The organism is Mesorhizobium sp. B283B1A, assembly GCF_020165735.1.
In the GTDB taxonomy this organism is placed as follows: domain Bacteria; phylum Pseudomonadota; class Alphaproteobacteria; order Rhizobiales; family Rhizobiaceae; genus Mesorhizobium; species Mesorhizobium opportunistum.
Map to the genome: position 1 here is coordinate 1 of NZ_JAIUIQ010000037.1, position 13,162 is coordinate 13,162.

Annotated in this window: 14 protein-coding genes; 5 read left to right on the forward strand and 9 right to left on the reverse strand. The window is 62.9% G+C overall.

Annotated elements, in window-relative coordinates:
* Window positions 1–254: 254 nt before the first annotated feature.
* The 3 genes from LB577_RS25435 to LB577_RS25445 form a co-directional block, all read right to left on the reverse strand.
* Window positions 255–554: a DUF982 domain-containing protein gene (locus LB577_RS25435; RefSeq protein WP_023763476.1), complete on the reverse strand. Its 300-nt coding sequence runs from the start codon at window positions 552–554 to the stop codon at window positions 255–257.
* Window positions 555–600: 46 nt separating this feature from the next.
* Window positions 601–1,053, reverse strand: coding sequence for a hypothetical protein (locus tag LB577_RS25440; protein WP_224689415.1), 453 nt, complete (start codon window positions 1,051–1,053; stop codon window positions 601–603).
* Between the two features lie 66 nt (window positions 1,054–1,119).
* Entirely contained in the window at window positions 1,120–1,608 is a 489-nt protein-coding gene (locus LB577_RS25445) for an Hsp20 family protein (RefSeq protein ID WP_224689416.1), read from the reverse strand.
* A gap of 347 nt (window positions 1,609–1,955) precedes the next feature.
* Here LB577_RS25445 and LB577_RS25450 point away from each other — a divergent pair, with 347 nt between their 5' ends.
* On the forward strand, window positions 1,956–2,387 hold the full coding sequence (locus LB577_RS25450; protein WP_224689417.1) for a cupin domain-containing protein: 432 nt from the start codon (window positions 1,956–1,958) through the stop codon (window positions 2,385–2,387).
* Between the two features lie 97 nt (window positions 2,388–2,484).
* Here LB577_RS25450 and LB577_RS25455 read toward each other — a convergent pair whose 3' ends face one another.
* Window positions 2,485–2,940 (reverse strand): carboxymuconolactone decarboxylase family protein, encoded by a 456-nt coding sequence (locus tag LB577_RS25455; protein ID WP_013895073.1) that lies wholly within the window; start codon window positions 2,938–2,940, stop codon window positions 2,485–2,487.
* A gap of 126 nt (window positions 2,941–3,066) precedes the next feature.
* A complete protein-coding gene (locus tag LB577_RS25460; protein ID WP_224689418.1) occupies window positions 3,067–3,495 on the reverse strand; it encodes an SRPBCC family protein in 429 nt (142 codons plus the stop codon).
* Window positions 3,496–3,697: 202 nt separating this feature from the next.
* On the opposite strand from LB577_RS25460, the gene LB577_RS25465 reads away from it, so the two are divergent.
* Together LB577_RS25465 and LB577_RS25470 are read left to right on the forward strand one after the other, a co-directional pair.
* Window positions 3,698–4,456, forward strand: a complete 759-nt coding sequence (locus LB577_RS25465; protein WP_224689419.1) for a copper homeostasis protein CutC — start codon at window positions 3,698–3,700, stop codon at window positions 4,454–4,456.
* Window positions 4,453–4,941, forward strand: a complete 489-nt coding sequence (locus LB577_RS25470; RefSeq protein WP_224689420.1) for a GNAT family N-acetyltransferase — start codon at window positions 4,453–4,455, stop codon at window positions 4,939–4,941. The genes LB577_RS25465 and LB577_RS25470 overlap by 4 nt, the downstream gene beginning before the upstream one ends.
* 133 nt (window positions 4,942–5,074) lie before the next feature.
* Here the strand turns inward: LB577_RS25470 and LB577_RS25475 are convergent, their stop codons facing one another.
* From LB577_RS25475 to LB577_RS25490, 4 genes are all read right to left on the reverse strand, one after another.
* Window positions 5,075–6,097: an acyltransferase family protein gene (locus LB577_RS25475; RefSeq protein WP_224689421.1), complete on the reverse strand. Its 1,023-nt coding sequence runs from the start codon at window positions 6,095–6,097 to the stop codon at window positions 5,075–5,077.
* Window positions 6,098–6,370: 273 nt separating this feature from the next.
* Entirely contained in the window at window positions 6,371–7,168 is a 798-nt protein-coding gene (locus LB577_RS25480) for an FAD binding domain-containing protein (RefSeq protein ID WP_224689422.1), read from the reverse strand.
* 115 nt (window positions 7,169–7,283) lie between these two features.
* Window positions 7,284–9,635 carry a xanthine dehydrogenase family protein molybdopterin-binding subunit gene (locus LB577_RS25485; protein WP_013895065.1) on the reverse strand — a complete coding sequence of 784 codons (2,352 nt, stop codon included), beginning with the start codon at window positions 9,633–9,635 and terminating at the stop codon, window positions 7,284–7,286.
* Window positions 9,636–9,748: 113 nt separating this feature from the next.
* Window positions 9,749–10,249, reverse strand: coding sequence for a (2Fe-2S)-binding protein (locus LB577_RS25490; RefSeq protein ID WP_224689466.1), 501 nt, complete (start codon window positions 10,247–10,249; stop codon window positions 9,749–9,751).
* 343 nt (window positions 10,250–10,592) lie between these two features.
* On the opposite strand from LB577_RS25490, the gene LB577_RS25495 reads away from it, so the two are divergent.
* Complete coding sequence (locus tag LB577_RS25495) at window positions 10,593–11,699, forward strand: FIST signal transduction protein (protein ID WP_224689423.1); 1,107 nt, start codon at window positions 10,593–10,595, stop codon at window positions 11,697–11,699.
* Between the two features lie 14 nt (window positions 11,700–11,713).
* Window positions 11,714–13,054 (forward strand): hybrid sensor histidine kinase/response regulator, encoded by a 1,341-nt coding sequence (locus LB577_RS25500; RefSeq protein ID WP_224689424.1) that lies wholly within the window; start codon window positions 11,714–11,716, stop codon window positions 13,052–13,054.
* The last annotated feature ends 108 nt before the right edge of the window (window positions 13,055–13,162 follow it).

A 13,162-nucleotide genomic window follows, 5' to 3' on the forward strand; every position in this document is an offset into this window, starting at 1 on the left:
TGCACACCAAATTACCATCGATGGTTGAATCAACCGTTACCGCACGTGCTTTCCAGTGTGCGTTCCTGATCATTAGATTTTGACGGAACGGAGGGTTCCGGAACATTTTAGACGAACTGAAAGTTCGATGGGATGACGAACCTATCGGACCTCGGCCCGCCGATCTCCGGAAAGTTGCACGGCGGCGCAGACATCCGGAAGAGCAGCATAGCGGCAGCGACGCCACCTTCGTGGCGCCGCCACCATTGTCGAAATCAAGCCGCGATCCCGCCGCGGCCGGAATTCATGCCGCCCATCCAGGGGAGCGGAGCAAGCGGCTCTTGCAGGATTTTGACGGATCTTGCGAACCCGGCGACAGCATCACGCGCGACCGACAGTGAAACCTGGCCGTCGTAAGCACGCTGGCAGGCCCGGAAGGCGGTTTCGAAAATCGGGCCCCGCCGCTCCCGTGGCCAATCATGCAAGAAGTCGAAAGCGTCTTCGAGACATCCCAGTTCTTGAATGAACTGGCCATTGCTTACCAACACCGGTTGATCGAACATCCTATCGCCCATCTAGACCTCCTTTCGGTTGAGCGAACCAGTTTGCCGAATCGGCTCGTCACGTGGCTGCATGCTCAGGCTCCGCGAACACGCCACCATCTCCGCGTCTGGGCGGGACCGCGACATACGCGGGAACCGGCGGCGGATCATCGTCGTCATCTCGCCAGGGGTACCGCAACCAGCTGCGTCTGGCTTTGTCGCGACACCGATCTGAGGATCGGCCGCCGCTCTCCTGCACCCTGGAAACCGGCGGCTTGCGTCCAATTTTGTCCAAGTGGTTGAGAGCACGAAGAATATCGCCGACCTCCACAATGACGCCATTGTCCAATCGACGTAAGGCAGGCCTGCCCGGAACCGCATGGACATCGGAAGCCCAAAAAGCGAGCAAAGCCCGTTTTTCGCCGATCGTCATCTCCTCGTTCAGGACATCGTGGGGCGTCTGCAGCGCCGCGTATTCCCCGGCGAGATCTTTCGATTCAGGTTCATGATAATCGTAAGCTTCGGATCTCATCTCCATTCTCCGCAATCTGTGCCTCCCGGCAGAGCCGGGAGGCAGGCGACAAACTGGACTGCAGGGTCAAGCGGCTTCGCGCTCCGGTTCTGCGTTCAGCTTGATGGCTTCCTTCTTGTCGGATTTCTTGAGGGGAAGCCCTTTGGCTTCGGAGCTGATCTCAATGCGCCGGGGCTTGAGTTCCTCGGGCACTTCGCGGACCAGGTCCACCGACAGCAGGCCATTCTGGAGATTGGCTGCCTTGACCTTGACGTGGTCTGCAAGTTTGAACACCTGTTTGAAGTTGCCTATCGCCAGACCGCGATGGAGGATCTCCCGATTTTCCTGGTCAGGTTTCCTCTGTCCGATCACGGACAATTCGGGCCCGTTCTGCACAAGCTCCACTTCGTCGAGACCGAAGCCGGCGACGGCCATCGTGATGCGATAGTCATTGTCGCCATTCTTCTCGATGTTGTAAGGAGGCCAGTCCGAACGCACGCTGTTTTGGAGCATGTCGAAGAGTCGGTCGAAACCGACTGTTGTGCGGTAAAGGGGGGCATAATCAAAGCTTCTCATAGCCATATCCTCCGTGAAGCAACATGGGGAGGCCGCCGCAGCGTCGCCGCGACGCCATTTTGTCGAGCCGTAGCCTCGACGGAAAACGATCTGGGAATCGCGTTTTTTCTCTTCAAGAGGTCGTTGCTAAAATTTTTTCGGAACAGCACCAACGATCCTTCCCTGGCGGTACGAGACCGCTGTTGTGAGAGCCGTGTCGTGATCCTAGCGACTACATGCGTGACGTTAGCGAGTGCGTGGATCATGGGCCGGCCCGCCGTTACTCGATCGCATCGCCCTCAACTCAAGTACAATGCTTGCGCGCGGTTGTGCGCCGCGCGATAGATGTGCCGGTTCAGGGAGGAATCATGCGGAGAATCTCAGCATCGGTGCTGCTGCTTGCGGCTGCGCTTTACGCGAATTGTGCCTTGGCACTCGACAGCAGCGGCACGCCTGTCGTGGTCACGCCGCTGGCTTCGCGCACCACCACCGCGTCCGGGCAGCCGATCACGCTGCCGCAGAAGAACGTGCAGGTGGTGGTATCAACTTACGACATCGCGGCGGGCGCGACCTTGCCGGTCCACCGGCACCCCTTCCCCCGCTATGCCTATGTCGAGGCCGGGACGCTGAAGGTCACCAATGTCGAGACCGGCAACAGCAACACCTACAAGACGGGCGATTTCATCATCGAAATGATCGGCCAGTGGCATCAGGCCACCAACATCGGCGATGGCCCGATCAAGCTGCTGGTGATCGATCAGGTCGAGGAAGGCACCAAGAATACGGAGCTGCGCCAGTAGCCAAGGCGATGCCTGTGCCCTGAAGGCGGGCGCGATGCGCCGCCCGCCTTCCCCCGGTCGCCGACAATCGGCCCGCCCCAAGCGCTCGACCCAGCGCTCAGCCCCAAGAGCCGACCATCTGTCGTGTCGTCGCGTTCAGCCGGTTGAAAGCGTTGATCAGGGCGATCTGGACAACGAGCGCGGCAAGCGCCTTTTCGTCATAGTGCCGGGCAGCTTCGTCCCAGACATCGTCCGGCACGGCGTCTGCCCGGTCGGCGAGCCTTGTGCCGGCCTCGGCCAGCGCCAGGGCCGCGCGTTCGGCATCGGTGAAGTATGGCGTCTCCCGCCATGCCGCCAGCGCAAAGATGCGCTCGTCCTTCTCGCCGGCCTTCTTCAGTTCGCGCGCATGCATGTCGACACATAGGCTGCAGGCATTGATCTGGCTGGCGCGCAGATGGATCAGCTTGCGCGTCACATAGGGCACGTCGGCCGCCTCGGTCGACTTGTCCAGCGCCAGCAACGCCTGCAGGGCGCCTGGGATAAGCATCACCGGGTTCTTGATTCTCGCTTGCATGGTCTTCTCCTTTGAAACCGTGTTTCGGTAGGGCGTGTTTTGCCGAGCCCGGAAGCGGAGCCTCCGGGCGCGAAGTGTTGCGATCGGCAGCAGTGCCGACCGGTTTGGTCGATGAAAGCTCGGCCGTCAGCCTTGCTTCGCGGCCACCTGCTCCAGCCGTTCCAGAATACGCGGCCAGCCGCTTCCCATGCCGACATATCCGCGCTCGTCGGCGGGCCGGAACCCCGAATGCTCCATCCGCACCCGGGTCGCCGCACCTTCGGGCGTGAGCGACCAGGTCACCACGGTCTTCAGCCCGCTGTCGGATTCGCTTCCGTCGCCCCAGCTATAGGCCAGCAGGCGCGGCGCCTCGACTTTCAGCACCACGCAGTTCGTCACCCCGGACCAGCCCGGCACCGGTGCCGCCCGGAAGGTGAAGCGATGCCCCTCCTGCGCCGCCAAATCGTTCTGCATGAGCCGCTCGGCAACGAGTTCAGGCACGGTCAGTGCGCGCCATATCTTCTCCGCCGAATGCGGAATCAGCCGCTCGACGACGATCGATTTGGTTTGCGTCATGCCTCGTTCCTCCTTGCCGTGTTCGCGCTGCTCGGGCGCAATCAATAACTCGACAGCTATGAATTAACCCATAACCCTGCAGTTATACAACTGTCAAGCCGGGAAATGCCCGCCTGGTCCAAATGGCGGCCTGCCGTTCACGCTTTCGCGCCGGCCGGCCGGGTGCTAGGGCTTTTCGCGACATCATGGATTGGATCATCCCTTGACCGCTGAAACTCGCCCACCGCTGATCGAAATCTGTGTCGAAGGCATCGATGGCCTGCTCGCCGCGCAGGAGGCCGGCGCCGACCGGGTCGAACTGTGCGCCAGCCTTGTCGAAGGCGGCATCACGCCGAGCCTAGGCGCGGTGCGCGCCGCGCTGGACCAGGCCACCGTGCCGTTTCACGTCATGGTGCGGCCGCGCGGCGGCGATTTTCTCTACAGCGAGACCGAATACCACTCGATGCTCGCCGATGTCGCAGCACTCCGCGACCTCGGCGTGCCCGGCGTGGTGTATGGCTGCCTGAACGCCGATGGCACCTTCGATGAACGCCGCATGGGCGAATTGACCGAGGCGGCGGGTCCGCTGAACGTCACCTGTCACCGCGCCTTCGACATGACGCGCGATCCCAGCGAGGCGCTGGAAGCGCTGATACGCTGCAAGGTTGGCCGCGTGCTGACCAGCGGCCAGCGCGACACCGCCATCGAGGGTTTGCCGTTGCTGGCGGATCTGGTGCGGCAGGCCGGTGACCGGATCATCATCCTTGGTTGCGGCGGGCTCGATCTCGGCAACATCGCCGAGGTGCGCGGAAAGACCGGGCTGGCGGAAATGCATTTCGCCGCCCTCAAGGAGGTGCCGAGCGCCATGCGCTACCGCAATCCAAGGGTTGGCATGGGCGGCTCCGATCTCGACCGTGAGTACCGCAACATTTTGACCGACACACCGCTGGTGGCGGCAACGATCGCGGCGGCCAAGGCATGACCTCCCCTATCAGCCGCGTATCGCAGGGCGACGAAGCCTTTATCCTCGCCCTCAACAACGAGCATGCCGCCGAACTGTCGTGGCTCGAAGCAGAGCGGCTGTCCTTCCTGCTCGGCGAAGCGTTTTACGCCAGGCGCATCGGCGATCTCGAAGCCTTCATCATGACCTTCGACCAGGACGCCAGCTACGACAGCCCGAATTTTGTCTGGTTCCGCGAACGCTACGAACGCTTCGTCTATGTCGACCGTGTCGTGGTGGCCGCGCATGCGAGGGGCCTTGGCCACGCGCGCCTGCTTTATCAGGATCTGTTCGACCACGCCCAGCGCGCCGGCCACACGCTGGTCACCTGCGAGGTCAACAGCGACCCGCCCAACCCCGCCTCGGACGCCTTCCACGCCACGCTCGGCTTCGCCGAAGTCGGCGACGCGGTCATCCATGGCGGCAAGAAGGCGGTGCGCTATTACGCGCGGCAGATCGTTGCCTAATCCTGTGGCGCTGGCGGCGCCATCTGGCCGAGAAATGAGACGATCGGCTAACGGTAGGCGAAAATTCGTCCTGCCCGTAGGGATGGCTGGCGTGCCGTCCGCGCCGCGATCGTACGACCTTTGCGTGCCGCATTCACCAGTTGCGGTTGAGCCATTCGCGCGCCGGCCGCTCGATGACGTAGTAGCTGCAGAGCGCGCAGGCAAAAACTCCGGCCAGCATCAGCCACGGGTCGCTGCCTTGTTCGTAGACGAATTTGTAGAATGGCTGCTGCCACAGATAGAGCGAATACGACCACAGGCCCAACGTCGCCATCGGCCAGGACGACAGCAATCCGGAAAAGAATTGGGTGCTGAAATCGAGCGCGTTGACGGCAATCGCCAGCAGCGGCACGGCGACCAGGTAATGGATCGGCGTCGGCACGGGGTCCATGAACAGCAAAACCGCGCCGGCCGCAGCCGCCAGGGCGACATAGGGCCCCTTCAACATGGGCGGCAGCCTGCCATCGGCCTTGAGCAGGCAGATCGATGCCGACAGCAGGATCGATGCGATGTGCACATCGGTGCGCCAATAGGTGGTCTCATAGTCCAGTCTGAACACCCAGTAAGACACCGCCCCGTTCGCCATTGCGAGCAAGGCCAGCGCCAGCAGCAACGGTATGACGCGGTCGCGCCTGGCAACGGTGGCGCTGATCAGGGCCAGGATCACATAGGCATGCTCCTCGACGCAGAGCGACCAGATATGGTCCAGCGCACCGGCCCGGGTGACGAGAATTCCGGCGTAGTTGTAGCTGAATGTCAGCGCCGTCAGCGCCGCCTTCCATTTGAAGGCGATGAACGTGCCCGACAGCGCGACCATGGCAACGGCAACGAACACCAGAAGCGCTGGATAGATGCGCGAAAAGCGGCGCTTGAAGAACTTCTTCAGCGGGTAGCGTTCGATGAACAGGATCTCGCCCATCAGCCGGCCGCTGAGCACGAAGAAGAATTCGACGCCCAGCACCCCGAGATTGATTCCGGGAACCGGAAAGAAATGCCCGATCAGCACCAGGGCGATCGACAGTCCGCGCCAGCCGTCGAGATAGGCCAGCCTGGTTCTGGCCGATCTGTCGGCGACCGATAGCGGCGGAGCCAGATGGGTGACGGAAACTTCGGACATGCCGATCCCTTCGCGTTGGACATGCGAAAGGCACGGCGGTGCATGCTCCGAACCCGGCTCGCATTCCCGCCCAGTGTCATATTGCAGTGCAAGATAAATTTGTGCAAGTGCGAGATTGCAGTCGGGCAGTACCAGGAGAAGCAGCTGGCCGTAATTGCTTCAAGCAGAGGCACTGCGCAGGGGTCGATTCCCTAGGGGAATTGGACCGCTAAGGGTCGCCGCATACGAAAAAGGGGCCGTGGCGGCCCCTCTCCTTGTCCAAAACCGATGGTGTCAGGCGTTGGCTGCCGCCACCGCTCGCTTGGCCATCACCGAGATCAGATTGGCGCGATAATCGGCGGAAGCGTGGATGTCGGTCATCAGGTTCTTGGCTGGCACCTTCACGCCATTGAGCGACGCGGCGTCGAAGCTCTTCGCCAGCGCCGCCTCGATCTCCTTCGAGCGGAAGACGCCGTCGTCGCCGGCGCCGGTGACGGCGACGCTGACGCCATCCTTGCCCTTGGCCACGAACACGCCGACGATCGCGTAGCGCGAGGCCGGATTGCGGAATTTTTCATAGGCGGCCTTCGCCGGTGCGGTGAAGGTGACCGCGGTGATGATCTCGCCATCCTTCAATGCGGTCTCGAACAGTCCCTTGAAGAACTTGTCGGCGGCTATCTCGCGCTTGTTGGTGACGATGGTGGCCCCCAGCGCCAGCAGCGCCGCGGGATAGTCGGCCGCCGGATCGTTGTTGGCGATCGAACCGCCGATCGTGCCCCTGTGGCGTACCGCCGGGTCGCCGATCAGCGACGCCAGATGGGCAAGCGCCGGGCACGCCTTCTTCAGCTTCTCGTCATTGGCGACCTCGAAATGCGTGGTGGCGGCGCCGATGGTGATCGTCTTGCCCGACACTTTGACACCTTGCAACTCCGTGATGCGCGACAGATCGACGAGATCGGAAGGCGCCGCCAGCCGCGTCTTCATGGCCGGGATCAAGGTCATGCCGCCCGAGAGCAGCTTGGCGTCGTCCGTCTTGATCAGCTTGGCGGCTTCAGTGACCGAGGCGGCACGGTGGTAGTTGACTGCGTACATGGGGTCCTCCTTGAGAGTGCTTGGTCAGTAGTGGGTAGTCGGTAGTGAATGCTCAGCTGCCGTTGTTGATGAAGCGTTTCCCTATTCGCTACTCACTACTCCCTGCTCACTCTTTTCAGTGCTTCGTCGCGGCACGGATCGCTGCCCACACGGTGGACGGCGAAGCCGGCATGGCAATGTCGGGGATACCGATGGCATCGGTGATGGCGTTGATCACCGCCGGCGGCGAGCCGATGGCGCCGGCCTCGCCGCAGCCCTTGATGCCGAGCGGATTGCCCGGACACGGGGTGTTCGACGTCGAGACCTTGAACGAAGGCAGGTCGTCCGCGCGCGGCATGGTGTAGTCCATGTAGCTCGCCGTCAGCAGCTGCCCGCTGGCGTCGTAGTGAGCGCCTTCCAGCAGCGCCTGGCCGACGCCCTGGGCGATGCCGCCATGCACCTGGCCCTCGACGATCATCGGGTTGATGATGTTGCCGAAATCGTCGGCGGCGACGAACTGGACGATCTCGGTCGTACCGGTTTCCGGATCGATCTCGACCTCGCAGATATAGCAGCCCGCCGGGAAGGTGAAATTCGACGGATCGTAGAAGGCCGTTTCCTTCAGCCCGGGCTCCATTCCGGCCGGCAGATTGTGCGCGGTGTAGGCGGCAAGCGCCACCTGGAACCACGGCACGTTCTTGTCGGTGCCGGCGACCTTCAGCGCGCCGTTCTCGATGACGATGTCGCCTTCGTCGGCCTCGAGCAGATGCGCGGCGATCTTCTTGGCCTTGGCCTCCACCTTGTCGAGCGCCTTGGCGATCGCCGACATGCCGACCGCACCCGAGCGCGACCCGTAGGTGCCCATGCCCATCTGCACCTTGTCGGTATCGCCATGGACGATCGAAACTGAATCGATCGGCACGCCGAAACGCTCGTTGACCAGCTGCGCGAACGTCGTCTCATGGCCCTGGCCATGGCTGTGAGAGCCGGTCAGCACCTCGATCGTGCCGACCGCGTTGACCCGCACTTCCGCCGATTCCCAAAGGCCGACGCCGGCGCCGAGCGAGCCGACCGCCGCCGACGGCGCGATGCCGCACGCCTCGATGTAGCAGCTCATGCCGATGCCGCGCAGCTTGCCCTGCTTTGCCGCCGCGGCCTTGCGCTTGGCAAAGCCGGCATAGTCGGAGGTCTTCATGGCCGCATCGAGCGAGGCGCCATAGTCGCCGGCGTCATAATTCATGATCACCGGGGTCTGGTGCGGAAAGACGGTGATGAAGTTCTTGCGCCGCAGTTCGGCCGGAGAGACGCCGAGTTCGCGCGCTGCTGCTTCCATGGTGCGTTCCAGGAGATAGGTGGCCTCCGGCCGCCCTGCCCCGCGATAAGCATCGACGGGTGCCGTGTTGGTGTAGACGGTGCGCACATTGGCATGGATGGCCGGAATATCGTACTGACCCGACAAAAGCGTCGCATAGAGATAGGTCGGCACGCAGGACGAAAACAGCGACATGTAGGCGCCGAGATTGGCGATCGTGTCGACCTTGAAGCCGGTGATCCGGTTGTTCTTGTCGAACGCCATCTCGACGGTCGAGACATGGTCGCGGCCATGCGCGTCGGTGAGGAAGCTTTCGGTGCGGTCTGCGACCCATTTGACCGGCACGCCGGTCTTCTTCGACGCCCACAGGCAGACGATCTCTTCGGGATAGATGTAGATCTTGGAACCGAAGCCGCCGCCGACATCGGGTGCGATCACCCGCAGCTTGTTTTCCGGCGCGACATTGTAGAAGGCGCTCATCACCAGCCGCGCGACATGCGGGTTCTGCGATGTCGTCCAGCAGGTATAGTGATCTTCCGCCTTGTCGTAGTGGCCGAGAGCCGCGCGCGGCTCCATGGCATTCGGCACCAGCCGGTTGTTGACGATCTTCATGCGGGTGACATGCGCCGCCGCCTTGATGGCGGCGTCGGTCGCCTTGGCATCGCCGATCTCCCAGTCGAAGATCAGATTGTTCTCGGCTTCGGCGTGGACCTGCGGCGCGCCCTTTTCGAGCGCCTTGGTGGCGTCTACGACGGCCTTCAGTTCCTTGTAGGTGATCTCGACCGCCTCGGCCGCGTCGCGCGCCTGGCCCTTGGTCTCGGCCACGACGATCACGACGGCGTCGCCGACATAGCGGACCTTGTCGACGGCCAGCGGCGACCATGCGCCCATCTTCATCGGAGAACCGTCCTTGGAATGGATCATCCAGCCGCAGATGAGGTTGCCGATGCCGTCGGCCTTGAGTTCCTTGCCGGTCAGCACGCCGATGACGCCCGGCATGCCCTGCGCCTTCTTGACGTCGATCTTCTTGATCTGCGCATGCGCGTGCGGGCTGCGCACGAACGCCGCGTGCTTCATGCCGGGAACCACCATGTCGTCGACATAGCGGCCGGCGCCGGTGATGAAGCGCTTGTCTTCCTTGCGCGCCACGCGAGCGCCTACACCTTCAATGCCCATCAGAAATTCCCTCCCGAGATTTAGGGGGAGTAGGTGAGTAGGGCAGTACGGCAGTAGGGAAAATTGGCTCCGGTTCCCTACTGCCCTACTGCCTTACTGCCCTACTGCCTCGTTCACGCAGCTTGTTTCGCTTTACCCTTGGTCCCCTTCGACATCGTCTTCGATGCGGCAAGGATCGCCTTGACGATGTTGTGGTAGCCGGTGCATCGGCAGATATTGCCCTCCAGTTCGGCCCGTACCGTCGCCTCGTCGAGGCCTTCGGGATGGCGCTTGATCATGTCGGTAGCCGTCATCATCATGCCTGGCGTGCAGAAGCCGCATTGCAGGCCGTGATGTTCCTTGAACGCCGCCTGCACGGGATGCAGGTCGGCGCCGTTGGCCAGACCTTCGATCGTCACCACACTGGAGCCGGACGCCTGGACCGCGAGCATGGTGCAGGACTTGACCGCCTTGCCGTCGACATGCACGACGCAGGCGCCACATTGCGACGTGTCGCAGCCGACGTGCGTGCCGGTCAGGCCGAGATTCTCGCGCAGGAAGTGAACCAGCAGCGTTCGATCCTCGGCAGCGCCGCTGACCCGCTTGCCGTTCACCATCAACGAAACGTCCGACATGGTCCCTCCCTGGGTATCAACCTTGGTCATCACGCTGCCGACGCGCTGTGGCACTTCGGCCATGCGTCATTCGTACACCGCACAATGCACAAAAAACAGCGCGACGGAAAAGCGGGATCATTGTACTTTCGGTCATGGCCAGGGCCAAGGATGCATTCCCCTCACCCCATTGCCAAAACGCCGGTTGGAAGCAACAATGTCCTTCGACGCCCGCGCGCCGGAAGCTTGTAAAAACAGCAGCGCATAAAAACAGCGTCGGAGGAAATGCGGGAGAACGCCGCTGACGAGTTCACGGACGCGCTACGCATGCGGCTTGTCGGCGCTGACGACGGACGAGCCCGACATGGACGCATTTGCATGCGCGGTGGCGGCCGAGGCTGCCGCCATCGACGCTGGTTTTGCCCTGTTGTTCTTCTCCCAGAGCCTCGTCGAGGCCGACGCCCTGTCACGGGCACTTCTGGCCCACGCACCGGGGCTCCACCATGCCGGCTGCTCGACCGCCGGCGAGATCACGCCACAGGGCCTCGAGGACGGCCATGTACTCGCCATGCTGCTGCCCTCCGCGGCGTTCACCGCCGTCAGCACCATGGTCGACGATCTGTCCTCGTCGGGCATGGACAGGATCACCGGCGAGGTTGAAGCCTTGAGGCGCAACCTGCGCGGCCGGGTCGGCGGCGAGCACACCAGGAACACTTTCGCGCTCTGCTTCATCGACGGGCTATCCTATGCCGAGGAGGCGGTCAGCTCCGCCATCCACTGGGGCCTTGACGACATCCCCCTGCTCGGCGGCTCGGCCGGCGACGATCTGAAGTTCGAGACGACACACCTGATCTCGAACGGCAGGGTCACCTCGGACAGCGCCATCATCGTGCTGATCGCCACGGAAATCCCTTTCCACGTCTTCAAGACCGACAATTTCGTTCCGACCGACGAAAAGCTGGTGGTGACGGCATCCGATGCCGATCATCGCATCGTGCGCGAGTTCAACGCCACCAATGCGGCAGACGAATATGCCGCTTCCGTGGGCATCCTCCCGCAGGCCCTGACGCCCTTGAGCTTCGCCTCGCATCCGGTGGTGGTGAAGGTGGGCGGCGAATATTACTGCCGCTCGATACAGAGAATGCACGCGGACGGTTCGCTGTCGTTCTTCTGCGCCATCGACGACGGCGTCGTGCTGTCGATCGCCCAGCCCAAGGACATGGTGGAATCGACACGCGCCGCCCTGCGCGAGGTCGAGGAGCGGCTGGGTGGCATCGACCTGATCCTCGGCTTCGACTGCGTGCTGCGCCGGCTGGATGCGCGCAACCGGCAGGTCTTTCGCGACATTTCGGAGCTTTACCGGATGAACAATGTCGTCGGCTTCGGCACCTATGGCGAGCAGTACCGGTCGATGCATCTGAACCAGACCTTCACCGGCATCGCTTTCGGCGTCCGCCAGGCGGCAGAATAAGGCGGCCGAACAACATGCCGCTCAGGGACATAAACGATCTTGAAAAGCTGAAGAAGATCAACGCCGCACTGGTCAGTCGCGTCGAGCGGTCGATGGACCAGCAAGGCAACGCCTTCTCGCTGTTCCAGACCGCGATTTCGCTGGAAAATCGCGTGCGAACGCGCACCGAAGAGCTGCATTCGACGCTGCGCCGGCTGGAGCAATCCAACATCGACCTCAGCGCCGCCAAGGAAAATGCCGAGCTGGCGAACCTGTCCAAAACAAGGTTCCTCGCCGCCGCCAGCCACGACGTGCTGCAACCGCTGAACGCGGCTCACCTCTCCGTCTCGGCGCTGGCTGAAGTGCAGACCAGCGACGAAGGCAGGAAGCTGGTGCGCCAGGTCGAGCGCTCGCTCGAAACGATGGAGGACCTGCTGCGCACCCTGCTCGACATCTCCAAGCTCGATGCCGGCGTGGTGCAACCCGACATCGGCGACGTCAGCCTGGAGGCGTTGTTCTCGTCGCTGCGCTCGGATTTCCAGCCGGTGGCGGCACTCAAGCAGCTGTCGCTGAAATTCCGCCCGGTCAATGCCGTGGTCCGCTCCGACCGCACATTGCTGCGTCGCATCCTGCAGAACATCCTTTCCAATGCGCTAGGCTATACCCGTTCGGGTGGCGTCCTTGTCGGCACCAGGCATCGCGGCGACACCATCCGCATCGATGTCGCCGATACGGGCTGCGGCATTCCCGAGGACCAGCGCGAGGCGGTGTTCGAGGAGTTCCATCGCGGCACCTTGCCCGCCAATGCCGAGCTCGACGGCGGCGGTCTCGGTCTCGGGCTCGCCATTGTGCGCCGCATGGCCGGCGCGCTCGGGCACCCGGTGACGTTCTCGTCGAAGGTCGGGCGCGGCACGATCTTCCACATCGATGTTCCTGTCGGCATCGGTGCCCCTGCCGACGCCATCGCCAGCGCCGCCAGTCTGGAGCGGCCGCGCGGCTACGGCCTGTTCGGCACCAAGGTGCTGCTGGTCGAAAACGACATCGAGGTGCTGGAGGCGATGACCTTCCTGCTCGAACGCTGGCAATGCCTGGTGCGGGCCGCTACCTCGACCGACGATGCGCTGGACATGCTTGGCGATACCGACTGGGTGCCAGACATCGTCATCGCCGACCAGCATCTCGACGGCGGCGATCTCGGCACCGCCACCATATCAGAGGTCCGCGACTATCTCGGCCGCGCCGTGCCGGCGCTGATCGTCACCGCCGACGGATCGGAGGCCGTAGCCAAAGCCGCCCGCGCCGCAGGGATCGAGCTGATGCGCAAGCCGCTGAAACCGGCGCAATTAAGGGCGCTGCTAGCGCATCTGCTGGCTTGAGCCCTTCTCCCCGTCACTATACGGGGAGAAGGTGGCGGCAGCCGGATGAGGGGCAGCGCCGACGTTCGCGATCTCTCTTCGATGGCGAGAAAGAAAATAGTGCACTGT